Raw genomic sequence first — 20,316 nt, 5'->3', positions numbered from 1 at the left:
AGAGGATACGGACATGAGTGTATATGCTATTTATTTCAGCCCTACAAAGGGGACAGAAAAAATTGTAAAATTACTGAGTGAGACTTTCGGTTCTTGCAAGGAAATGGATTTAAGCAAGCAGAGGGCAGAGAAAAATATTGCGGCTTTTAAAGAGCAGGATATCTGTTTTATCGGAGTGCCGTCTTATGGCGGACGTGTGCCTGAACTGGCTGTCAAGAGAATTGCCAATCTTCAGGGAAACGGTGCAAAGGCAGTTCTGGTGGCGTCCTATGGAAACCGGGCTTACGAAGATACGCTTTTGGAATTACAGGAAGAGGTGGAAAAGCAGGGCTTTGTATGTGTGGCAGCAGTGGCAGCCATTGCGGAGCATTCTATTATGCACCAGTTTGCTGCTAAAAAGACCGGATAAGCGGGACAAAAAAGAACTGAGAGAGTTTGGAGAAAAGATTCAGCAGAAAATCAACACAACCAAAGAATATGAAAAACTGAACCTTCCGGGCAAGAAACCCTACAGAACCTACAAGGGAGTTCCGTTAAAGCCAAAAGCAGGAAAACAGTGTAATGCCTGCGGCTTATGCGCCAGACTCTGTCCGGCAGGGGCAATTTCAAACGAAGACCCGAAAAAGACAGATAAATCCAAATGTATCTCCTGTATGAGATGCGTGCAGATTTGTCCTCAAAAGGCAAGAAAAATCAGCAAAATAAAAGTGAAGCTGGCTTCTGCAAAAATGAAGAAGACCTGCACAGAGAGAAAGGCAAACGAATTGTTTTTGTAAAAATAAAGAAAGAGAAAAGAAGAAGGGGAAAGACCTGTAAAGTCTGCCCCTTCTTTTTGCGTTAAAACAGTAATAATTTTTCATTTGATGTAGATTTAATAAAATCCTAATATAGAATCAAAGAAACTGTAGTATGATTACGGAAATAAGAAAAAGCAATCAGGTCTTTTGTTCTTGTTTTTTTAAGAATTCAGCAGAACAAGAAACAGATTATGTAGAGAAATTACAAGGAGAGAAAGTATGGGAACAGAGGAATTCTTATTTGAAATTCGTAAAAATTACAGAAATCTACGACCTTCGGAACAGAAGGTGGCAGATGTGATTCTGGAAGGGACAGAGGAAATCGCAGAATATACCATAGAGCAGTTTGCACATAAGGCAAAGGTGAGCCAGCCTACAGTGCTACGATTTGCCAATGCAATGGGCATGAAAGGGTATAAAGAATTAAAGACCAGAATGATTCAGATTTATGCAGGTACGCAAAAGTCGGGAAGTGAAAAGATGGTTTTGGACTTTCCTATTCAGGAAACAGATAAACTAGTAGAACTTCCGGCAAAGGTGATTATGACGAATATCCGCCACATGGAGGAATGTCTGAAATCTATCTCCACATATGAATATATTCAGGCGGTTCATGCATTGCATGAGGCACAGCGCATTTCTGTGTTTGCAGTAGAAAATTCTGCATGTACTGCGGAGGATTTTGCTACAAAAATGACTTATATTGGAAAACAGGTGTCTTTTCAAAAAGATGGGTATTTGCAACATGTTACAGCAGGAAGTCTTACCAGCCAAGATGTGGCAATGGGAATTTCCCATACAGGAAAATCCAGACAGACGGTAGACGCACTGGCAATTGCCAAGGAAGCAGGGGCAAGAACCATAGCCATAACAAATTCAGAAACAGCAGTTATCAACCGGTTTGCAGATATCGTTTTGTGTACGGAAAATCGGCAGTATATGTATGGTGATGCTATTTTTTCCAGATGTGCGCAGGTATCTATTGTGGATATGTTGTATCTTGGGGTATTTTTAACAGACTATGAGCAAAATGCCAAAAGGCTGAATCAGAACTGGGAAGGGATTCAAAAGTTAATTTATTAAACTGGTTATGTAAAAAAATTACAGAGGAAAAACCATGGAAATGAGAAATCTTTATGTAAGATTAACGTTTCCGTGGTTTTTTCTTTTACAGAGTATTTCTATAATCGTAGGTGTGAGGCAAATTAAGAAATTCAAAAGGGAGGAAAGTATTATGAAGAGAAAATTACTTGCTTTTTTAATGACAATGATGACTGTTTCTGCTTTAGGAGGCTGCGGCGCTGAGGCAGGAGATACGAAGGCTCAGGAGGAAAAATCTCAGAATACGAGTACGGAAGAAATGAATGCAGAGAAAAAGATTGAAAAAGCCCAGGAAGGTGAAATTACCGTATATACAGCTCTTGAAGATGAGCAGGTAACAGAATATCTTGCAAAATTTAATGAAGAATATCCGGATATTCAGGTAAATGTTGTAAGAGAGTCTACAGGAATTATTACTGCAAAGTTAATTGCAGAAAAGGATAATCCGCAGGCGGATATTGTATGGGGAACAGCTGCTTCCTCTATGATGGTTCTGGACGATATGGGCTGTTTAAAACCCTATGAACCGGAAGGTTGTGACAGAATTCTTCCACAATTTAAGTCAGATAAAGAAGTGCCTACCTGGGTAGGAATTGATGCTTGGGAAACTGCGTTTGTAGTAAATACAGAGGAACTGGAAAAATTAGGTGTGGAGAAAATTTCTTCTTATGAAGATTTACTGAATCCGAAGCTGAAAGGGCATATTGTTATGTCAAATCCCAATTCTTCCGGAACAGGATTTTTAACAGTGTCTGCTTTGTTGCAGCTTTATGGAAAGGATACAGAGGAAGGCTGGAATTATATGGATAAATTAAATGAAAATGTATCCCAGTATGTACATTCCGGTTCCAAGCCAGCGAAAATGGCTGCTTCCGGTGAGTGTGCGGTGGGTATCAGCTTTGGTTATGCAGGCATTAGTCAGAGAGAAAAAGGAGCCCCTGTAGAGGTGGTTTTCCCTGAGGAAGGTTCCGGCTGGGATTTGGAATCCAACGCACTTATGGAAAAAGAGGAAATCAATCCGGCCGCTTACACATTTTTGGACTGGGCAATTTCAGATGAGGCCATGGATTTATACAGAGTAAATTATCCTATTGTTACAGTAGAGAACACGGGAGAATATGAGGGCTATGACAGCAATCCGCTGGATCAGCTGATTGAGAATGATTTTTCCTGGGCAGCAGAAAACAGAGAGGATATTTTAAACACCTGGATGGAAAAGTATGACAGTAAATCAGAAGCCAAATAGGCTGAAGGAGCAGAATATGGCATTTTTATCAGTAAAAAATATCGTTAAAAGATTTGATACGCAGACAGCATTAAATGGAGTCAGTATTGATATTGAAAAGGGAGAGTTGGTAAGCATTCTTGGACCTTCCGGTTGTGGGAAAACCACACTTTTAAGAATCATAGCCGGACTGGAAAGGGAAGACTCCGGGGTGGTGATGATTGATGGAAAGGATTGTACCGGACTGCCGCCCTCTAAGAGAAATTTTGGGATTGTATTTCAATCCTACGCGCTGTTTCCGCATATGACAGTGGAACAGAATATTTTGTTCGGGCTTAATGAGCAGAAACATTTAAGCAGGGAAGAACGAAAAGAACGGTGTAAAGAAGTGTTAAATATGGTGGATTTATATGCACACCGGAAAAAGTATCCTTCACAGCTTTCCGGCGGGCAGCAGCAGAGAACAGCTCTTGCCAGAGCTATTTCTCTCAAGCCGGCATTTTTGCTTCTGGACGAGCCTCTGTCTGCATTAGATGCCAAGGTAAGGGTGAAATTACGCTCTGAAATATGCAGGATTCAGAGAAAATTGGGGATCACTACTATTATGGTAACCCATGATCAGGAAGAGGCATTGACCATGGCAGATAAAATCATTGTTATGAATCAGGCTGTTGTAGAGCAGGTAGGAACGCCAAGGGAGATTTACGAAACGCCGAAAACGGCTTTTGTAGCAAATTTTATAGGGACAATGAATCTCTATCGCAGGGAAGAAAAGGTGTATGGAATTCGTCCGGAAACAATACAGGTTTCTAAAATCTTTACCAGACAGGAGCAGGAATGCTGGAAAGGGATTGTAGAGGATATGGAGTTTCGAGGTGCGCTTACCAGAGTGTATGGGCGTCTGGAAGATACGAAAGAAGAAATTTGTGCGGATATTGATTCAGCCAGGGTAAGCAGTATGAATCTGCATGAAATGGACGAGGTTTATTTTCAGGTGCCGAAAGGTGGCATGATTGCTTATCCGGCCAGTGGCTGCTAGAGGAGAAGTGTGTATGAAGAAAAAACGAAGAGGAAAGGAAGGACTGCTTCCGGTGAACCTGATAATGCTTTGTATGACTGCAGTCTTTGTGATCGTTCTTTTGTTTCCATTGTTTTGTTTATTGTCAAAAGCATTTTTTACAGTTACAGGTGAATTTGCAGGATTTCAAAACTATGTGAAATACTTTTCCACGCCGGCGCTTACTGTATCGATTAAGAATACTATGGTAGTTTCCAGTGTTTCTGCAGTATTTGGAACCCTACTTGGATTTCTGTATGCCTATGGACTGGCAAGAACCAGGATAAAAGGGAAACGTTTTTTTCGTTATATTGCCATGATTCCTCTGTTCTTACCAACAGTTGTTCATGGGTTGGGATTGGTATATTTGTTTGGAAAAAAGGGACTGCTCACAGGGCTTGGCTGGGATATTGGATTATACGGAGCTACGGGAATCATTTTGTCGGAAATTATTTATACATTTCCCCAGTCCTTTCTCATGTTTTCCATTGCATTAAATTATGCAGACGGAAGATTGTATGAGGCAGCAGACAGTATGGGCTGCAGTTCCATGAAAAAATTCAGCCGCATCACATTGCCGTCCGTGCGGTATACCTTAATTAACAGCCTGTTTGTGTGCTTTACTCTGGCATTCACAGATTTTGGGGTTCCTAAGGTATTAGGAGGCAGCTACAATGTGCTGGCAACAGATATTTATAAGCAGGTGGCAGGGCAGTTTAATATGAATATGGGAGCTGTTGTGGGAACTCTTCTGTTGATTCCTGCTGTTTTGAGCTTTGGGGTAGACAGAGTGACCCTGAGAAAAAACCGTGACAGCGTCAGTGCTAAGGCAAAAGCGCTCCAGATAAAAGAAAACAGAATCAGAGATTTCGGGTTTTTTGTTTTTTGCGGTTTTGTAGCCCTTTGCCTTTTAAGTCTGGTGGGAGTCCTTGTTATAGGAGCGTTTACTTCTTATTATCCCTATGATATGAGCTTTACATGGAAAAATTTTGTTTTTAATTCTTCCACAGGAGGAATAGAAAGTTATTGGAATTCTATAAAGATGAGTTTATGCACAGCTTTGTTCGGGACGATTTTTGTATTCGTATATGCATATTTAATAGAACGGAGTAAATGCAGAAACGGACTGAAGCAGATGGGAAAAGCTTTATCTTCTTTGCCGCTGGCACTTCCGGGAATGGTTATTGGTTTAAGTTTTATTTTCTTCTTTAACCAAAAAGAAAATCCACTCAATTTTCTCTACGGCACTCTGGGAATCCTGGTACTTGCCAATATCGTTCATTTTTATTCCGTCCCCTTTGTCACTGCCAGCAGTGCGTTGAAGAAATTAGATCAGGAATATGAGCATGTAGCAGAGAGCATGAAAATCCCGGAATGGAAAACTTTTTTTCAGGTAATTGTTCCGTTATCTTTACCGGCATTACTGGAAATATTTATGTACTATTTTATGAATTCCATGGTAACGGTGTCTGCAGTGGTGTTTTTGTACAGCGCGCAGTTTAAAGTAGCATCAATTGCCATTACTCATATGGAAGAAGCCGGGGATATTGCCCAGGCAGCAGCAATGAGCCTTTTAATTCTGATGATTAATATTGGAGTAAGAGGAGTGTATGAGCTTAGTTCATACGTAATGAAAAAACGAATTCAAATGGGAGGAAAAACAACATGAAAGTATTTTGTTTAGGCGCAGCAGGAAGGATCAGCAGAGAATCTGTTTTGGATTTGGTGCAATATTCAGAATTTGAAAAAATTACTATTGGAGATTATAATTATGAGGAAGCATTAAAGGTAGCGCAGTGGCTGAATGATCCACGGGTAGATGTGGTGCAGATTGATGTGACAAAAGTAGAGGAAGCTGCAAGTATCATGCAGGGATATGATGTTGTCATGGACGGTACACAGATTACCCTCAATGGACTGTCTACAGAATGTATTGCCAAGGCTGGCTGTCATGGGGTCAATCTTAATGGCTTCGGAGAAGAAAATCAATGGGCCGAATACTTCCGAAAAGCAGGGAAAACCTGTGTTCCGGGTTTTGGCATGACGCCGGGAACAACTCAGATGATGGCTATGCATCTGGCAAACCAGTTGGATACGGTAGAAGAGATTTATGTTTCTCATGGTGCTTTTCGACCTTTTGCATTTTCTAAATCAATTACAGAAACTACAACCTATGAATATGATCCAAATCTGGAGAGCCGTGTGGTTTATGAAGATGGCGAATTTATACAGGTACCGCCTTTTGCGCGCCCAAGAGAGGTAGAACTTCCGAAACCTTACGGAAAAACCACACAGTATATTATTCCTCATTCGGAAACAGTTACTCTGGCTCAGGCGCTGAAAGAAAAGGGAGTACGCCTTATTGAGGTAAGGGGAACCTGGCCCATGCAGAATATGAATCTGGTGAGAGGTTTATATGACTATGGAATTTTGAAAAATCCGAAAGTGAAAGTAGGAGATACAGAGATAGGACTGATGACCTTGATTGGAGATTATCTGGTAAACAGCCAGGAAGGGAAAAGTACCAGTCTGTATGGATATGCCCTGCATGTGGAAGTGGTAGGAACAAAAGCTGGTGAAAAAAAGAGAGGAGTTCTCTATCATACACACCCTGCTTCTGACGGCAGTGTAAAAGGCTGGGAAGGGCTGAGGGCTTATACCAGAAACGTAGGAATTCCACTGGCTATTGCGGCAGAACAACTGGCAAAAGGAAAGGTAGAAAAAACAGGAATTCTCATTCCGGAGGAGGCGTTTCAACCGGAAGAGATTTTTAAGGAATTAGAAAAAAGAGGCATTTACATGCATGAGAAGTGGGAAGCTGCAGAGTAAAGAGAAGAGATTGAAAGGCGAATACAACACAAAGAGAAAGAAAAAAGAAGGGGAAAGACCTGTAAAGTCTGCCCCTTCTTTTGGCCTTATCGGTGTTTTTTTAAATAATACCTTTCCAGCAAGGCAATTATGCCATACAGCAGAACAGCAATCATGCACAGAATAAAAATGGACATGAGCATGATAGTAAGCTGGAAAACCTGGCTGGAGTAAATAATCAAATATCCAAGTCCGCTTTTGCTTCCAATCATTTCCCCAATGACAATTCCAATCAGTGCAAGTCCGATGTTTACCTTCATTACACTTAAAATCAAAGGCACAGACCCTGGAAGAATGACCTTAAAAAGCGCGTCTTTTTTTGTCCCGCCCAGAGTCTTGATCAGCTTTAATTTATCCGGGTCTGTTTCACAAAAGCCTGTATACAGATTCATAATGGCTCCGAATACAGCTACAGAGATTCCGGCAAGAATAATGGTTTTCATATTGCTGCCCAGCCATACGATCAAAAGGGGAGCCAGGGCAGATTTGGGGAGGCTGTTTAAGACAACCAGATAAGGCTCCAGTATGGCAGAAAGCCGGGGGAAGGCCCACAAAAGCACGGCGCACAGGACTCCTAACAGTGTTACCAGAACAAAGCTGATCAGGGTTTCTGTTAAGGTGACGGAAACGTGCTTTGGCAAAGTGCCGTCTTGTATAAGTTCTCCCATCTTTTCGCCTATCTGAGAAGGACTGGAAAAGATAAAGGAATCAATCACGCCTGTTCGGGCGCATATTTCCCAGAGAAAAAGAAAAGCAAAGAAGAGAAAGAACCGAAAAAACTGTATAAACAGTGCGTTTTGCCGAAGCTTTTTTAAATATTTTTTCTGTTCAGGGGAAGTGTCAGGCGGTCTTTTCACTGTGATTCAACTCCTTCCATATTTCGTTAAAATAATTTTTAAATTCCGGGGCATTTCTGGAAGCCAGGGGACTCCGGTCAGGTATGTCAAAGACAATGGGAATGATTTTCTGTATGTGTGCAGGACGCCTGCTGAAGATAATTACCCGGTCTGCCATACTGACTGCTTCAGAAATATCATGAGTGACTAAAATGGCTGTTTTTCCTTCGCGTTTGATAATTTTTCCAATATCATCACTTACTGCCAGCCTGGTTTGATAATCCAAAGCAGAAAAGGGTTCGTCCAGAAGCAGCAGTTCCGGTTCTAAGGCCAGGGTGCGGATAAGGGCGGCTCTTTGCCGCATGCCTCCAGAAAGCTGAGAGGGACGCGACTGTCTGAAATTGTCCAGTCCGTAATCGGTCAGAAGCTGTTCTGCTCTGGTTCTGGTTTTTGGTGTGATTCGTTTTTGAATCTCCAGTCCCAGCATAACATTGTCATAAATCGTACGCCATTCAAAGAGATGGTCCTTTTGCAGCATATATCCAATGCTGGCCGCAGATTCCTCCAAAGGCTTTTCGTTTAGGAGAATCTGTCCGTCGGCGGGCTTTAACAGGCTGCACAGCATATCTAAAAATGTGGATTTTCCACAGCCTGACGGCCCCACAATCGCTATAAATTCTCCGGGAGATACAGAAAAAGATATATGAGAAAGAGCCGGAGTTTCACCGGCTTTGGTGTGATAGGTATAGCTGATATCCCGAACCTTTAAAAGAGGCTGATTCATAGTGAAGCTCCTTTCCTGAGCATTTTGTATCATACAGTATCATATGAGAGGCGGCGCAGAATTGACAAATGAAAAACTTCATATCGTTAGGAATTGACAGATTTCCCCCTGACTGATAAGCTGGAAGAAAAGCGAAGGAAACAGAGGTTTGACTATGGACACAAAGAAAAAGAATTTATACGATGCTTATACAGCAATTTTAAAAGAAGAACTGGTACCTGCTATGGGTTGTACGGAACCCATTGCCATTGCTTATGCAGCAGCTGTGGCAAGAGAAACTCTGGGTATGCTGCCGGATACTGTAAGAATCAGCGCCAGCGGAAATATTATCAAAAATGTAAAAAGCGTTGTCGTACCCAATACAGGGGGACTCCGCGGCATTGCGGCGGCTGCGGGAGCAGGGATTATAGCGGGAAAGGCAGAAAAGAAGCTGGAGGTTCTGGCAGAAATTACCAGGGAAGAGATACAGGAATTAAACGCTTATCTGGATACCGCGTCTTTCTCTGTCACCGGTTCCCAATCCGGCTGTGTATTTGATATTTATATTGAAGTACATAAGGGAGAACACAGCGCAGAGGTGCAGATTCAGGGGCATCACACCAATATTGTAAAAATCAGAAAAAATGGGGAAACTCTTTTTGGAAAAGATTACACAGAGGAAAACCAGAGTAGCGGTGAGGACAGAAGTCTTTTAAATGTAAAGGATATTCTTTCTTATGCAAAAGAAGTGGATTTAAAAGACGTAGAGGAAGTTCTGGAAAGACAGATACAGTATAACACCGCCATTGCAGAGGAGGGACTTCATGGAAACTGGGGCGCCAATATTGGGAAAATTTTGCTGCAGTCCTATGGAAACAGTGTGCAGAACAGAGCAAAGGCAATGGCGGCAGCAGGTTCTGACGCCAGAATGAATGGCTGCGAAATGCCAGTGGTTATTAATTCCGGAAGCGGCAATCAGGGTATGACCGCTTCTCTTCCGGTCATTGTCTATGCAGAAGATATGCAGGTTTCCAGGGAAGTTTTGTTAAGAGCTCTGCTGGTTTCCAATCTGGTTTCCATACATCTGAAAACAGGAATCGGGACTCTGTCTGCTTACTGTGGGGCAATCAGCGCAGGCTGCGGTGCGGGAGCGGGAATTACATACCTTTACGGCGGCGGTTATGAAGAGATTTCCCATACCATTGTAAATGCCCTTGCCATTAATTCCGGTGTGGTATGTGACGGCGCAAAGGCAAGCTGTGCGGCAAAAATCGCTTCTGCAGTGGAGGCGGGAGTTCTGGGTATGAAAATGTATCAGTTCGGCAGTCAGTTCTACGGCGGAGATGGAATTGTGGCGCAGGGAATTGAAGAAACCATTGAAAATGTGGCAGAGCTGGCAAGAGATGGCATGCGGGAAACAGACCGGAAAATCATTGAAATTATGACGGACCCAAGATAGATAGGTACTTGACAAATATAGTATATATTATTACTATGGTAGAGGAACAGAGAAACAAAAATCCTGAGCAGGACAAGACAGGAGGAATACAAAATGAGGATTTTATTTTTCGACACAAAAACTTATGATAAAGAGTCATTTGAAAAACAGACGGGAAACTACCCTGCCATAGAAATTGATTATCTGAAAACAGATTTAACGCCTAAGACCGCAACTTTGGCAAAGGGCTATGACGCTGTCTGCGCCTTTGTAAGTTCTGATGTGGGAAGCGATACCATGGACGCTCTTCATGAAGCAGGGGTAAAGCTGGTGCTGATGCGCTGTGCAGGCTTTAACAATGTGGATTTGGAAAAAGCGGCTGCATACGGCATAAAGGTAATGCGTGTGCCGGGATATTCCCCGGAAGCAGTAGCAGAACATGCCATGGCGCTGGCGCTTACTGCAAACCGCAGAATCCACAAGGCTTATGTAAAAGTAAGAGAAAACGATTTCAGCTTGGGCGGTCTTATGGGCATGAATTTTTACCAGAAGACAGCCGGAATCGTGGGTACCGGAAAAATCGGTGCAGCCATGGCAAAAATCTGCAGAGGCTTTGGTATGAAAGTCATTGCCTATGATGTATACCAGAATCCGGAGTTGGCAGATTTTGTGGAATACGTTACTTTAGATGAATTGCTGGCGTCCAGTGATTTGATTTCCCTTCACTGCCCATTAATGGACAATACTTATCATCTGATTAACAGGGAAACCATTGCAAAAATGAAGGACGGTGTAATTCTGGTGAATACCTCCAGAGGCGGGCTGGTCAAAACCGATGACCTGATTGAGGGGATTCGTGCCAGAAAGTTCTTTGGTGTAGGCTTAGACGTATATGAGGAAGAAACAAAGAATGTGTTTGAGGATCGCTCTGATGAAATTCTGGAGCATTCTACAACAGCCAGACTTTTATCCTTCCCCAACGTTATGATTACTTCTCATCAGGGATTCTTCACAGAAGAGGCGCTGGCAGCTATCTGCAAAACTACCCTGGACAATGCCGTGGCTTTTGAAAAAGGCGAAAGAAACGGAAATGAAGTAGAAGAAAGACAGTAAAAAGTACAAAAAAGCAGCCCCTGTTCCACACAGAAGGTTTGGACAGGGGCTGAAAATTTGAAAAAGGGGAGAAAAAATGGTTTCACTTTTACTTGCAATTATTTATCTGGCGTTTATCAGCCTGGGGCTGCCGGATTCTCTGCTTGGCTCCGGGTGGCCGGTGATGCACAGAGAACTGGCAGTGCCCATTTCTTATGCGGGAATGATTTCCATGATTATTTCCGGAGGAACGATTGTTTCAAGCTTGATGTCAGACAGACTGACCCGCAGGCTGGGAACAGGAGTGGTGACCGTGGGAAGTGTATTTCTGACTGCAGCCGGCCTGTTTGGATTCTCTATGTCTGGTTCGTTCTGGCTGCTCTGTGTATGTGCAGTTCCTTACGGTCTGGGCGCAGGAGCCATTGACGCGGCGCTAAATAACTTTGTAGCCCTTCATTACAATTCCAGACAGATGAGCTGGCTTCATTGTTTCTGGGGCGTAGGCGCTTCCATAAGTCCCTATATTATGGGATATGCACTGGGAGAAGGGCTGGGCTGGAGAAGCGGATACCGCATGATATCTGTCATTCAGATTGTTCTTACGGTTGTACTGTTTTTGTCCCTTCCTCTCTGGAAATGCAAAACAGGAGAAGTTTCAGAAAAACAGCATCAAAGAGAGCATTTAAGTCTTGCAAAAGCAGTGAAAATAAAAGGTGTGGCGTTAGTGCTTGTAACCTTTTTTTCTTATTGCGCATTTGAGTCCACCTGTGGGCTTTGGATAAGCTCTTATTTTGCAGATTACAGGGGAATGGAAAAAGAACTGGCAGCGTCCTTTGCAGCCTTTTTCTTTTTGGGAATTACCTTTGGAAGGTTTGTTACCGGGTTCTTTGCAGATAAAGTAGGGGACAGGGGTATGATAAGACTGGGATTTTTGACTGCCCTGGCAGGCGTTGGATTATTGATGCTGCCGTATCCCAATCCGGCATGGGCGTTTCCGGGATTATTGATAGTCGGGATTGGAGCTGCGCCGGTATATCCGGCAATTATTCATTCTACGCCGGATAATTTCGGAAAGGAAAATTCCCAGGCAATTATTGGCATACAGATGGCAAGCGCTTATGTGGGCAGTACTTTTATGCCGCCGGTATTCGGACTTCTGGCAGAACATGTGTCCATAGCGTTGTATCCGTTTTATCTGGCAGTCTTTCTGATTTTCGGACTGGTGATGTCTGAGAAGCTGAATCGAACGATGAAAAAAGAAAAAGATTTACATTTGTAAAAACCTGTGTTATAGTGAAAGAAATTTTGAGGAAAAGGAGGCGCACAAATGGGCTGGAAAACACCGTATTTGATGGTTCAAAAAGGCAACAATTTTGGTGTTCAGGCTATAAGTGCGCCCATTTTTAGGAAAATTTGTCTGAAAACTCCTTGAGTTTTGTCATTTTCAATTCTAAAACTGGGCATCATTCGACAAAAATTTATTGAGAAAAGAGTGGTGCAAAATGAATATCAAAAAACAACTTCGTAATTTATATCTCTATGAAATAATCAGTGGATTTCAAATTGTAGATGCAGTGTGGGTTTTATTTCTTTTGGGAAGGGGATTTTCTCTGACTCAGGCAGGGCTTGCAGAGGGATTTTTCCATATGGTCAGCATGTGCTGTGAGATTCCTAGCGGCATGCTGTCTGATATGATAGGACGGCGAAAAACTTTGATTTTAGCAGGGCTGATATCAGCGGCAGGAGCTTTCTGTATGATTGTTACAGATTGGTTTTGGGTGATTTTAATTGCTATGGGTCTGAATGCGTTTAGCTACAATCTGGTGTCAGGTACCAGGGAGGCGCTGACTTATGACAGCCTTTTGGAATGTGGGCAGGAGGCAGGCTATTTAAAGGTCTCCTCCATACAGGAAAATCTGTATCTGGGAATTTTTGCTTTGACGAATTGCATGAGTGTGGTGACAGTGGCTCTCGGATATCGGAACGCATATCTGATTGCTGTGGCGCAGGGGATTTTAAGCTCTCTGGTGGCTCTGAGGCTTTGTGAAACTCAGGCAGGAAGAAAAGAAAAACGGGAAGGGCTGACTCTGAAAGATATGAAAAGAGAGTTGAAGTCTTATGCGGAGCAGAGTGTGAATTTTTTAAGGGGAAATCCTCTGGCATGCAGGCGTATGCTTCTTGGTGGACTTGTATCTGCCGGGTGTTATGTTATCTATATGATTATGCAGGAGCATTTGGTTGCCTGCGGATTAAGCGCAGAATGGATAGGGATTCCCTTACTGATAATTTCCCTTTTCAGCATGGTGGGAGCAACTTTGGGAGGAAAAACAGAAAAAATAAAGTTGAGAAAGCTGATGCTTGCAGGCAGCTTTTTTGTAGGAGTGTGTATTATTGGGAGCAGCAGTTCCCATCTGATAATGTCTGTTCTGGCAGCAGGGCTTGCACACGGAATAGAAGAACTTCTTATACTTCGTATTGAAAGCGAGAATCAAAAGCTGTTTTCCAGTGAAATTCGTGCTACGCTGGTGTCAGTGAGCAGCATGCTGTACAGTGTTTTTATGGTTATTTTGAGCCCAACGGTAGGCTGGGCAGCAAAAGAATTTTCTGTTGCCGCAGCTTTCACAGGACTTGGAATTTTTGTAGCAGGCGTTGGGGTTGTTTTGGTTTTTTGGGAGAGGAGGTAAATCATGGTACGCATGGAACCTGCAAAAATGGCAGATTTTTTTCAGAATACCCGGGAATCTTTTCTCTGGTCCTGTAAGCAGGGTATCATGGGAAGTTTTTATGTGAAAGAAGCAGAACAGATTCGGGCAGCATTGGCAGTGCTTGGAGATTTTACTTTTTTTGACGGGGAACCGGACAGAGGACTGGTCACCTTTCTGCCAAAAGAGAGCAATCCTGATTTTCGGATATTGGTTCCACCGGATAAATTTTGGGGAAGACTGATTGAGGAAAGCTATATTGGTCATCTTAGAAAAATAACCCGTTATCGTATGAAAAAGAAGACAGAGAATTTCGACACAGAGCTTTTAAAACAGGCCTCAAAGCTTCCCAAAGGGTATACTTTTCAGGATATTGACAGAGCATTTTATAAAAGGTGTAAAGAAGAGGAATGGAGCAGAGATTTCACTGCTCAATTTTCTGATTATGAGAAATTCCGACAATACGGCAGAGGTGTCCTGGTTTTGAAAAATGGCAAGCCTGTTTCCGGGGCATCGTCTTATTCTGCATGGCAGGGTGGTATTGAAATTGAAGTGGACACAAAAAAAGAATACCGCAGGAAAGGGCTGGCGTTTGCCTGTTCTGCCAGACTGATTCTGGAGTGTTTAAAAGAGGGGTTTTGCCCTTCCTGGGACGCCCATACAGAGGTTTCCCTGGCATTGGCAAAAAAGCTGGGATATGAGCTGGAAGCGCCGTATATCGCGTATGAGGTGAAAGGAGTTCACTATGAATGAACAAATATATCACGCAATCTATAAAAGCCCGGTGGGAGATTTGCAAATTCTCTGTACAGAAGAGGCGTTGTTATCTTTAGGGGTTCAGGGAGAGCAAGAGAGTTCGGAAATCTTTGAGGAGAATGCACTTATCAGACAGATAAAAAGAGAAATGGATCAATACTTTGCTGGAAAACGAAAGGAATTTACCATTCCGCTGGATATGCGGGGAACAGAATTTCAAAAAAAGGTATGGCAGGCATTGCGGGAAATTCCTTATGGAGAAACCTGTACTTATAAAGAAATCGCAGAAAAAATCGGAAATCCCAAAGCCTGCAGAGCAGTAGGAATGGCAAATCACTGCAATCCCATTGGTATTGTTGTTCCCTGTCACAGGGTAATCGGGGCAGACGGAAGATTAACCGGATACGCAGGGGGACTTGCGATGAAAGAAGCACTTTTACAATTAGAAGCTAAGTTTAAGAAATGAGTTGGATTATCGTATGGATATAAGGATTGTGCAGAGAAAATTTTAAAAGCAACACCTATTTAGAAAAAAATCTAAATAGGTGTTGCTTTTTTGGGGAAGTGGTGATAATATCTATTTAGAAATATTTCTAAATAGAATCGCAAAGGAGATGATAATTTGGGATTTGCAGAAACGTTTAAAGCGCTTTCAGACCCGGTTCGACGGCAGATACTGATAATGCTGAAGGACGGAAAGAAGTCTGCGGGGGAGATTGCCAGAGAATTTGACATGACCCAGGCAACGATTTCCTATCATTTATCCCAGTTAAAAAAAGCGGGTTTGATATTGGAGAGTAAGTATAAGAATTATGTATTTTATGAGATTAACGTTACTGTATTTGAAGAAGTAATGTTATGGTTCTCACAGTTTGGAGGGAAAGAACATGAAGAAAAACAGTAAAGAAATGCTTTTATCTACCATTTTATGTTTGCTTCCCATTGTGTTTGGGATAGCGGTTTACAACAAACTTCCCCAGGAAATCCCCACAAAATGGTATGCGGACGGAACAACAGGACAGTATATGTCAAAAGCAGTCACTGTATTTGCGCTTCCCATGGGAATGGCAGTCGTGAACATGCTGGTTCACTTTTGTATGAATACAGATCCGAAGCGGAAAAATATAGAGGGAGTGCTTCGCACCATAGGAAAATGGTTTTCTCCGGTGCTGTCCATTCTTCTGGTTCCCTGCTCTCTGCTGTGGGGGTTGGGATATGAAATCCCCATAGAGCGTATTGTGCCGATTCTGATAGGGCTGTTGTTTTTGATTATCGGAAATTATCTGCCCCGGTGCAGACGAAATTATACCCAGGGAATTAAGACACCCTGGACCTTAAACAGCGATGAAAACTGGAGAAAGACCCATCATCTGGCAGGTTATCTGTGGATTTTCGGTGGACTTCTCATGATGCTTCTGGCATTTGCACCGGAGATTATGGTAAAGGTCGGAGTTGTGCTTTTGCTGGTTTTGACAGCAGGGATTCCTTTTGTGTATTCCTATACGTTGTACAGGAAAGGGATTTAAGATGATATATTGAAAAAATGGGAGATACACAGATTTTGTGCAATCTCCCATTTGGATTTTAGAAGGGTAAAACTTATCTGAACACAGGAATTAAAGTTCCTCTGCCAACCGGATTCCGGAAATATCAGGTTCAATCATAAGCGAATAGTTGGTGTAGTACACCACAAAGCCCGGTTTTGAGCCATTGGGCTTTTTCACATGTTTTTTCTGAATATAGTCGATTTCCACCTTGGGAGCGGTGCGCCCGCTGGAATAATAAGCAGCCAGCCGCCCTGCCTCTTCAAAGGTTCTGTCCGGCAGCTCTTCGTTATTGCTTTTCACAATGACATGGGAGCCAGCCATTTTCTTTGCATGGAACCACCAGTCATTGCCTGTGGCAAATTTGAAGGTCAGTTCTTCGTTCTGATAATTGTTTTTCCCCACATAAATGTGATAGCCGTCACTGGAGATATAATGCAGAGGCTTTGATTTTTCCAGTGCTTTTTTCTTTTTGGTGTAATGTTTTTTTATATATCCACATTCTGTCAGTTCTTCCTTAATCTGGGACAGATCGCTTTCTGTCAGGGCAATATCCAGAGCCGTGCTGACGGATTCCAGATGGAGAATCTCATCATAGGTTTCCTTTAACTGTTCCTCAAGAGCCTGTGCGGTTCGTTTCAGCTTGTTGTAGCGGTCAAAATATTTTTTTGCATTTTCCTGGGGGGTGATGGTACTGTCCAGAGGAATGGTGATTTCTTCATTGGTATAGTAGTTTAAGGCCTGGAAGGATTTGCAGCCGCTTTCCAGATTATAGCCATAAGTATTAATCAGTTCCCCGTAGACCTTGTACTTGTCCATTTTTTCTGTATCCTTCATCTGCTTTGTCTGCAGGTCGTACTTTTTGCGGTTGCGTTCCAGAGCAGTCTGGACAATGCGCCGCAGATCCGAAGATTTCTGGCGGATGCGGGTAATCTGATCCTTCTGTGCATAATATTGCTCCAGCACGGCGGACATGGAGGGAAAGTCTTTTTTCTCTGCCTGTGTATATTTTGTCAGAGGAATGGCTGCGTATTCCAGAGGTTCACCCTTGGCATTGTACACAATATTGGGTTGAAAGTCCCCATTTTTCACATCTTCCATGACACGGATAAAGGTGTGGAACAAATGCTCTTTTGCAGCGTCATTAAGAGCCTGAGGGGAAAGGCTTCCGTCCACAGAGGCGCGAAAACAGATTTCCTCGGCAATACAGGGGCTGATACCGGTCAAAGAGGTGTAAATCCCCTTGGACACTGCCATGGGCTTTGTATATACCATGTCATAAAAGGTATCTTTGGAAAGGTTCAATGGGTTTGCTTTTTCCTGTGTTTTGGGAAGAAAATAATCCCTTCCGGGAAGTACCTCCCGGACAGAGCTGACATTGCAGGACACATGTTTGATGCTGTCCAGAATCATGCGGTCTTCATTTAGGAAAATAATATTGCTGTGTTTGCCCATGATTTCCACGACCAGAGTTTTAAAGCACAAATCTCCCAGTTCGTTTAGATGTTCAATGCGAAACTCAATGGAACGCTCCATATCCGGCTGCGTTACAGCTGTAATCTTGCCGCTTCCTACATGCTTTCTCAAAAGCATGCAGAAATTGGGAGCTGTCAGAGGGCTGGTCTTGTTCTTATCTGTAAAATAGATAAGAGGAAGAGAAGCGCTGGCTGAAAGCAGCAGCCGATACTGGGTTTTGTTGTTCTTTATGGTAAGCAGCAGCTCGTCTGGTTCCGGCTGTGCAATTTTATTGATTTTGCCGCCAACAATGGTTTCCTTAAATTCCTTTACCATGCCGGCAATGGTAATTCCGTCAAAAGCCATAATAAATCTCCTTTCTGTTTGGAACTCATTTTATCATAAATTTCCCACTCAGGCAAAAAAATATTTGACGGGTTTGTGTGATTGGCTTATAATAACCATGTATGTTTATGCCTTACGGTAAATCAAGGACATAAGAAAGAGTTCAGACATGATAAAAAGCATGACCGGCTTTGGCAGAGCCGAATTGTTAGACGAAGAGAAGAAAATTACAGTAGAGATGAAATCTGTCAATCACCGTTATCTGGACATTAATATGAGAATGCCTAAGAAATTCAGTGTATTTGAAGCTTCTATCCGTTCTCTTTTAAAGGAGTATATCCAGAGGGGAAAGGTGGATTTGTTCATCACCTGTGAAGACTATACTCAGGGAAAAATGGCGGTAAAGTACAATCAGGAGCTTGCAGCCCAGTACATGGAATGTCTGCGCCGGATAAGCGAAGATTTCAGACTGGACGATGAGGTGGACGCAGCAGCCCTTTCCAGATATCCGGAGGTGCTGACCATGGAAGAGCAGGAAAGCGATGAGAAGGAACTCTGGGGCGCATTGGAAGCCGTGCTTCGCAAGGCTGCGGAGCAGTTTGTGGAAACCAGAACCAGAGAGGGTGCGCATTTAAAACAGGATATTTTGCAGAAGCTGGCAGACATGGATAAAAAGGTCACACAGGTAGAGGTGAGATATCCGGAGATTATCAGGGAGTACAGAGAAAAGCTGGAAACAAAGGTAAAGGAGCTTTTGGCAGATACCCAGATAGAAGAAAGCCGTATTGCGGCAGAGGTGGTTCTCTTTGCAGATAAAATCTGTACAGACGAGGAAACCGTGCGTCTGAAAAGCCATATTGTACATATGGGACAGGTGCTTTCAGAAGAAGACGGCATTGGCAGAAAGCTGGACTTTATTGCACAGGAAATGAACCGGGAAGCAAACACTATTCTGTCTAAGGCAAACGATTTGGAAACCTCTAATCTTGCCATTGATTTAAAGACAGAAATCGAGAAAATCCGGGAACAGATTCAAAATATTGAATAAAGGCAGGAAAAGCAATGGCAAAGCTTTTAAATATCGGATTTGGAAATGTTGTGAATATGGACAAAATTGTAGCAGTAGTAAGCCCGGACGCAGCCCCGATTAAACGGCTGGTACAGGCAGCAAAGGAGTCTGGCAGGTCTGTAGACGCTACCCAGGGAAGAAAGACCAAGGCAGTGCTGATTACAGACGGAGATATGCTTGTGTTATCTGCTCTGCAGCCGGAAACCATTGCAAAGCGTTTTGGAACATTTTCAGAAAACGAAACAAAAGGGGAATATGATGGCTGATAAAGGAATTTTAGTAGTGGTATCCGGATTTTCCGGTGCCGGAAAAGGAACACTGATGAAACGTCTGTTGGAGAAGTATGACAATTATGCCCTGTCGATTTCTGCCACAACCAGAGCGCCCAGACCGGGTGAGGAGCATGGCAGAGAATACTTTTTCCATACAAAGCAGGAATTTGAAGAGCTGATTCTTCAGGACGCATTGATTGAGTATGCGCAGTATGTAGAAAATTATTACGGAACACCAAAGGCATATGTAGAGAAGCAGTTAAATGCCGGAAAAGACGTGATTCTGGAAATTGAAATCCAGGGTGCGTTAAAGGTAAAGGAAAAGTTGCCGGAAACTCTCCTGCTTTTTGTAACACCGCCAAGTGCAGAGGAATTGAAACGCCGTCTGGTAAACAGAGGTACAGAGAGTATGGACGTGATTGAATCCAGACTGGCAAGAGCTGCAGAAGAGGCAAAGGGCATGCCGAAATACGATTATATCCTGATTAATGATGAAATCGAAACCTGCGTGGATACCATGCACAAGATTATTCAGAGCCAGCATGACACGGTGAAAAACCGGGAGTCTTTTATAGAAAAAATCACAGAAGAAATTGCTGTATTTAAGAAAGGAGAAGAAGTATGATACACCCATCTTACACAGAATTAATGGAAGCCATCAATGAAGGTGCAGAAATGGAGGACGAACCCTTAGTAACCAGCCGTTACTCCGTTGTGCTTGCAACCAGCAAGAGGGCAAGACAGCTCATTGCAGGAAAAGAAGCCATGGTTCCAAGCTATGGTAAGAAACCCCTTTCTACCGCTGTAGAGGAAATCTACAAAGGAAAGGTTCACATTCTGCCGGACGATGCAGAAGAAGAAAGTGCAGAGGAAGTAACTGCCGAAGCAGCAGAAACAGCAGAAGAATAAAAATGGCAGGAGGCTGTCGCACAAACCGCAGTCAGGAAGTTTCCCGATATGCGGACAGGTGCGGCAGCCCCTTTCTACAATAAGGAG

20 protein-coding genes and 1 pseudogene are annotated in these 20,316 nt (G+C 43.0%); 18 read left to right on the top strand and 3 right to left on the bottom strand.

The window, feature by feature from the left end:
- The first annotated feature begins 13 nt into the window (after nt 1-13).
- The 6 genes and pseudogenes from DQQ01_RS18190 to DQQ01_RS10390 all read left to right on the top strand — a co-directional run bounded on the left by DQQ01_RS18190 (nt 14) and on the right by DQQ01_RS10390 (nt 7,009).
- Nucleotides 14-776, top strand: a pseudogene (locus tag DQQ01_RS18190) (EFR1 family ferrodoxin).
- Nucleotides 777-1,016: 240 nt separating this feature from the next.
- A complete protein-coding gene (locus DQQ01_RS10410; RefSeq protein ID WP_111919981.1) occupies nt 1,017-1,880 on the top strand; it encodes a MurR/RpiR family transcriptional regulator in 864 nt (287 codons plus the stop codon).
- 151 nt (nt 1,881-2,031) lie between these two features.
- Complete coding sequence (locus DQQ01_RS10405; RefSeq protein ID WP_111920902.1) at nt 2,032-3,144, top strand: putative 2-aminoethylphosphonate ABC transporter substrate-binding protein; 1,113 nt, start codon at nt 2,032-2,034, stop codon at nt 3,142-3,144.
- Nucleotides 3,119-4,162 carry an ABC transporter ATP-binding protein gene (locus tag DQQ01_RS10400; RefSeq protein WP_242980325.1) on the top strand — a complete coding sequence of 348 codons (1,044 nt, stop codon included), beginning with the start codon at nt 3,119-3,121 and terminating at the stop codon, nt 4,160-4,162. The genes DQQ01_RS10405 and DQQ01_RS10400 overlap by 26 nt, the downstream gene beginning before the upstream one ends.
- A 13-nt stretch (nt 4,163-4,175) precedes the next feature.
- Nucleotides 4,176-5,849 (top strand): putative 2-aminoethylphosphonate ABC transporter permease subunit, encoded by a 1,674-nt coding sequence (locus DQQ01_RS10395; protein ID WP_111919980.1) that lies wholly within the window; start codon nt 4,176-4,178, stop codon nt 5,847-5,849.
- Nucleotides 5,846-7,009: a saccharopine dehydrogenase family protein gene (locus DQQ01_RS10390; protein WP_111919979.1), complete on the top strand. Its 1,164-nt coding sequence runs from the start codon at nt 5,846-5,848 to the stop codon at nt 7,007-7,009. The genes DQQ01_RS10395 and DQQ01_RS10390 overlap by 4 nt, the downstream gene beginning before the upstream one ends.
- Before the next feature lie 86 nt (nt 7,010-7,095).
- Here the strand turns inward: DQQ01_RS10390 and DQQ01_RS10385 are convergent, their stop codons facing one another.
- Nucleotides 7,096-7,716: an ABC transporter permease gene (locus DQQ01_RS10385; protein ID WP_330407442.1), complete on the bottom strand. Its 621-nt coding sequence runs from the start codon at nt 7,714-7,716 to the stop codon at nt 7,096-7,098.
- A gap of 172 nt (nt 7,717-7,888) precedes the next feature.
- Nucleotides 7,889-8,668, bottom strand: a complete 780-nt coding sequence (locus DQQ01_RS10380; RefSeq protein WP_111919977.1) for an ABC transporter ATP-binding protein — start codon at nt 8,666-8,668, stop codon at nt 7,889-7,891.
- Between the two features lie 154 nt (nt 8,669-8,822).
- Between DQQ01_RS10380 and DQQ01_RS10375 the strand changes: the two genes are divergently transcribed.
- From DQQ01_RS10375 to DQQ01_RS10340, 8 genes are all read left to right on the top strand, one after another.
- Complete coding sequence (locus DQQ01_RS10375; RefSeq protein ID WP_111919976.1) at nt 8,823-10,106, top strand: L-cysteine desulfidase family protein; 1,284 nt, start codon at nt 8,823-8,825, stop codon at nt 10,104-10,106.
- Between the two features lie 93 nt (nt 10,107-10,199).
- A complete protein-coding gene (locus DQQ01_RS10370) occupies nt 10,200-11,198 on the top strand; it encodes a 2-hydroxyacid dehydrogenase (RefSeq protein WP_111919975.1) in 999 nt (332 codons plus the stop codon).
- 76 nt (nt 11,199-11,274) lie between these two features.
- Nucleotides 11,275-12,456, top strand: a complete 1,182-nt coding sequence (locus DQQ01_RS10365) for an MFS transporter (RefSeq protein WP_111919974.1) — start codon at nt 11,275-11,277, stop codon at nt 12,454-12,456.
- Between the two features lie 223 nt (nt 12,457-12,679).
- Nucleotides 12,680-13,861: an MFS transporter gene (locus DQQ01_RS10360; protein ID WP_111919973.1), complete on the top strand. Its 1,182-nt coding sequence runs from the start codon at nt 12,680-12,682 to the stop codon at nt 13,859-13,861.
- Nucleotides 13,862-13,864: 3 nt separating this feature from the next.
- Nucleotides 13,865-14,632, top strand: a complete 768-nt coding sequence (locus DQQ01_RS10355) for a GNAT family N-acetyltransferase (RefSeq protein ID WP_111919972.1) — start codon at nt 13,865-13,867, stop codon at nt 14,630-14,632.
- Nucleotides 14,625-15,101 (top strand): methylated-DNA--[protein]-cysteine S-methyltransferase, encoded by a 477-nt coding sequence (locus DQQ01_RS10350; protein ID WP_111919971.1) that lies wholly within the window; start codon nt 14,625-14,627, stop codon nt 15,099-15,101. The genes DQQ01_RS10355 and DQQ01_RS10350 overlap by 8 nt, the downstream gene beginning before the upstream one ends.
- A gap of 156 nt (nt 15,102-15,257) precedes the next feature.
- Nucleotides 15,258-15,539 carry an autorepressor SdpR family transcription factor gene (locus DQQ01_RS10345; RefSeq protein WP_111919970.1) on the top strand — a complete coding sequence of 94 codons (282 nt, stop codon included), beginning with the start codon at nt 15,258-15,260 and terminating at the stop codon, nt 15,537-15,539.
- Nucleotides 15,523-16,161, top strand: coding sequence for an SdpI family protein (locus tag DQQ01_RS10340; RefSeq protein ID WP_111919969.1), 639 nt, complete (start codon nt 15,523-15,525; stop codon nt 16,159-16,161). Before DQQ01_RS10345 ends, DQQ01_RS10340 begins: the two co-directional genes overlap by 17 nt.
- A gap of 90 nt (nt 16,162-16,251) precedes the next feature.
- Here DQQ01_RS10340 and DQQ01_RS10335 read toward each other — a convergent pair whose 3' ends face one another.
- Nucleotides 16,252-18,000 carry an Rqc2 family fibronectin-binding protein gene (locus DQQ01_RS10335; RefSeq protein ID WP_111919968.1) on the bottom strand — a complete coding sequence of 583 codons (1,749 nt, stop codon included), beginning with the start codon at nt 17,998-18,000 and terminating at the stop codon, nt 16,252-16,254.
- 148 nt (nt 18,001-18,148) lie between these two features.
- On the opposite strand from DQQ01_RS10335, the gene DQQ01_RS10330 reads away from it, so the two are divergent.
- Genes DQQ01_RS10330 through rpoZ form a run of 4 tightly spaced genes read left to right on the top strand, consistent with a single transcriptional unit; the run spans nt 18,149 to nt 20,229 of the window.
- Nucleotides 18,149-19,027: a YicC/YloC family endoribonuclease gene (locus DQQ01_RS10330; RefSeq protein WP_111919967.1), complete on the top strand. Its 879-nt coding sequence runs from the start codon at nt 18,149-18,151 to the stop codon at nt 19,025-19,027.
- 14 nt (nt 19,028-19,041) lie between these two features.
- Complete coding sequence (locus tag DQQ01_RS10325; protein ID WP_111919966.1) at nt 19,042-19,314, top strand: DUF370 domain-containing protein; 273 nt, start codon at nt 19,042-19,044, stop codon at nt 19,312-19,314.
- Nucleotides 19,307-19,945 carry a guanylate kinase gene (gmk, locus tag DQQ01_RS10320; RefSeq protein ID WP_111919965.1) on the top strand — a complete coding sequence of 213 codons (639 nt, stop codon included), beginning with the start codon at nt 19,307-19,309 and terminating at the stop codon, nt 19,943-19,945. Before DQQ01_RS10325 ends, gmk begins: the two co-directional genes overlap by 8 nt.
- Nucleotides 19,942-20,229, top strand: coding sequence for a DNA-directed RNA polymerase subunit omega (gene rpoZ / locus DQQ01_RS10315; protein WP_111919964.1), 288 nt, complete (start codon nt 19,942-19,944; stop codon nt 20,227-20,229). The genes gmk and rpoZ overlap by 4 nt, the downstream gene beginning before the upstream one ends.
- The last annotated feature ends 87 nt before the right edge of the window (nt 20,230-20,316 follow it).

Origin of the sequence: Blautia argi (assembly GCF_003287895.1) — a bacterium.
Classification (GTDB): Bacteria; Bacillota; Clostridia; order Lachnospirales; family Lachnospiraceae; genus Blautia; species Blautia argi.
This window is presented reverse-complemented; position numbering and strand designations above follow the sequence as displayed.

What these genes read in the sequence shown, in the direction of transcription:
- DQQ01_RS10410 (WP_111919981.1), top strand. Translation starts at nt 1,017, where the DNA reads ATGGGAACAGAGGAATTCTTATTTGAAATTCGTAAAAATTACAGAAAT.
- DQQ01_RS10405 (WP_111920902.1), top strand. Translation starts at nt 2,032, where the DNA reads ATGAAGAGAAAATTACTTGCTTTTTTAATGACAATGATGACTGTTTCT.
- DQQ01_RS10400 (WP_242980325.1), top strand. Translation starts at nt 3,119, where the DNA reads ATGACAGTAAATCAGAAGCCAAATAGGCTGAAGGAGCAGAATATGGCA.
- DQQ01_RS10395 (WP_111919980.1), top strand. Translation starts at nt 4,176, where the DNA reads ATGAAGAAAAAACGAAGAGGAAAGGAAGGACTGCTTCCGGTGAACCTG.
- DQQ01_RS10390 (WP_111919979.1), top strand. Translation starts at nt 5,846, where the DNA reads ATGAAAGTATTTTGTTTAGGCGCAGCAGGAAGGATCAGCAGAGAATCT.
- DQQ01_RS10385 (WP_330407442.1), bottom strand. Translation starts at nt 7,716, where the DNA reads ATGGGAGAACTTATACAAGACGGCACTTTGCCAAAGCACGTTTCCGTC.
- DQQ01_RS10380 (WP_111919977.1), bottom strand. Translation starts at nt 8,668, where the DNA reads ATGAATCAGCCTCTTTTAAAGGTTCGGGATATCAGCTATACCTATCAC.
- DQQ01_RS10375 (WP_111919976.1), top strand. Translation starts at nt 8,823, where the DNA reads ATGGACACAAAGAAAAAGAATTTATACGATGCTTATACAGCAATTTTA.
- DQQ01_RS10370 (WP_111919975.1), top strand. Translation starts at nt 10,200, where the DNA reads ATGAGGATTTTATTTTTCGACACAAAAACTTATGATAAAGAGTCATTT.
- DQQ01_RS10365 (WP_111919974.1), top strand. Translation starts at nt 11,275, where the DNA reads ATGGTTTCACTTTTACTTGCAATTATTTATCTGGCGTTTATCAGCCTG.
- DQQ01_RS10360 (WP_111919973.1), top strand. Translation starts at nt 12,680, where the DNA reads ATGAATATCAAAAAACAACTTCGTAATTTATATCTCTATGAAATAATC.
- DQQ01_RS10355 (WP_111919972.1), top strand. Translation starts at nt 13,865, where the DNA reads ATGGTACGCATGGAACCTGCAAAAATGGCAGATTTTTTTCAGAATACC.
- DQQ01_RS10350 (WP_111919971.1), top strand. Translation starts at nt 14,625, where the DNA reads ATGAATGAACAAATATATCACGCAATCTATAAAAGCCCGGTGGGAGAT.
- DQQ01_RS10340 (WP_111919969.1), top strand. Translation starts at nt 15,523, where the DNA reads ATGAAGAAAAACAGTAAAGAAATGCTTTTATCTACCATTTTATGTTTG.
- DQQ01_RS10335 (WP_111919968.1), bottom strand. Translation starts at nt 18,000, where the DNA reads ATGGCTTTTGACGGAATTACCATTGCCGGCATGGTAAAGGAATTTAAG.
- DQQ01_RS10330 (WP_111919967.1), top strand. Translation starts at nt 18,149, where the DNA reads ATGATAAAAAGCATGACCGGCTTTGGCAGAGCCGAATTGTTAGACGAA.
- DQQ01_RS10325 (WP_111919966.1), top strand. Translation starts at nt 19,042, where the DNA reads ATGGCAAAGCTTTTAAATATCGGATTTGGAAATGTTGTGAATATGGAC.
- gmk (WP_111919965.1), top strand. Translation starts at nt 19,307, where the DNA reads ATGGCTGATAAAGGAATTTTAGTAGTGGTATCCGGATTTTCCGGTGCC.
- rpoZ (WP_111919964.1), top strand. Translation starts at nt 19,942, where the DNA reads ATGATACACCCATCTTACACAGAATTAATGGAAGCCATCAATGAAGGT.